The sequence below is a fragment of the Colwellia sp. TT2012 genome, assembly GCF_001440345.1.
In the GTDB taxonomy this organism is placed as follows: Bacteria; Pseudomonadota; Gammaproteobacteria; order Enterobacterales; family Alteromonadaceae; genus Colwellia.
Window position 1 is genome coordinate 1 of sequence record NZ_LJYX01000175.1, and the last position, 744, is coordinate 744.

Annotated in this window: 3 protein-coding genes; 2 read left to right on the forward strand and 1 reads right to left on the reverse strand. The window is 61.2% G+C overall.

The window, feature by feature from the left end:
- Both ASU03_RS20450 and ASU03_RS21295 read left to right on the forward strand, forming a co-directional pair.
- Window positions 1–337: LysR substrate-binding domain-containing protein (locus tag ASU03_RS20450; protein WP_231731661.1), on the forward strand; the 337-nt coding region annotated here is incomplete at its 5' end.
- Between the two features lie 99 nt (window positions 338–436).
- Window positions 437–610: a hypothetical protein gene (locus tag ASU03_RS21295; RefSeq protein ID WP_197411334.1), complete on the forward strand. Its 174-nt coding sequence runs from the start codon at window positions 437–439 to the stop codon at window positions 608–610.
- A 22-nt stretch (window positions 611–632) separates the two neighbouring features.
- Here ASU03_RS21295 and ASU03_RS22180 read toward each other — a convergent pair whose 3' ends face one another.
- Window positions 633–740, reverse strand: a complete 108-nt coding sequence (locus tag ASU03_RS22180) for an AraC family transcriptional regulator (protein ID WP_442855156.1) — start codon at window positions 738–740, stop codon at window positions 633–635.
- Window positions 741–744 lie beyond the last annotated feature (4 nt).

Below are 744 nucleotides of genomic sequence, written 5' to 3' on the forward strand. Positions count from 1 at the left end.
GACCCACTCTTATTTCAGCAAGAGCCTGTGGCACTTCGAGGAAAACGGCGAGCCGGTGTCGGTGCCGGTGCACGGCAATATCAGCGCCAATGAAGCCAGCACCTTGCTACGCATGGCCCTGGCGGGAGCGGGGGTGGCAATGTTGCCCAGCTATCAGGCCGGTGATTACATCCGTCGCGGCGAGTTGATTCGTCTGCTGCCCCATGCCCAGCCTCGGCAGATGAACATCTATGCGGTATATGCCTCCCGCAAACCCATGCCGCAGGCGTTGCGCAGCCTCCTGGATTTCCTGGTCTTGAGGTTCCCGCCAGAGCCGCAATGGGATGCAGGATTGTAGGCCCGATAAGGCCCCTGAATACCCGTCAATACTGGCAACTCGCCCTGGCTGGCCTATGCTTAAGACAGCACCTTCTTGCTCCGTCCGGAGGCCCCCGCCATGACGAACAAAACCAGAAAGTACCTGATGATCTTTGCCCTCTGCGCCTTTGCCACGGCCCTCTACGGCACCGCCGCCTATCGCGCCGAACAGGCCCGCCTGCAACCGGGCATGGCCGCGGCGTGCAACCATGGGCAATGCACCTACTCGGCGACCTTGAGCGCTTTGCGCTGACACTCGGCCTGTAGGCGCCCGGTCAATCCGCGTTCAGTTGCTCACGAAACGCCTTGGGCGAAAACCCTACGCGTCGGCGGAACAGTCGGGAAAAGTTCGTCGGATCAGAGAACCCCAGCACGTCCGACATTTCA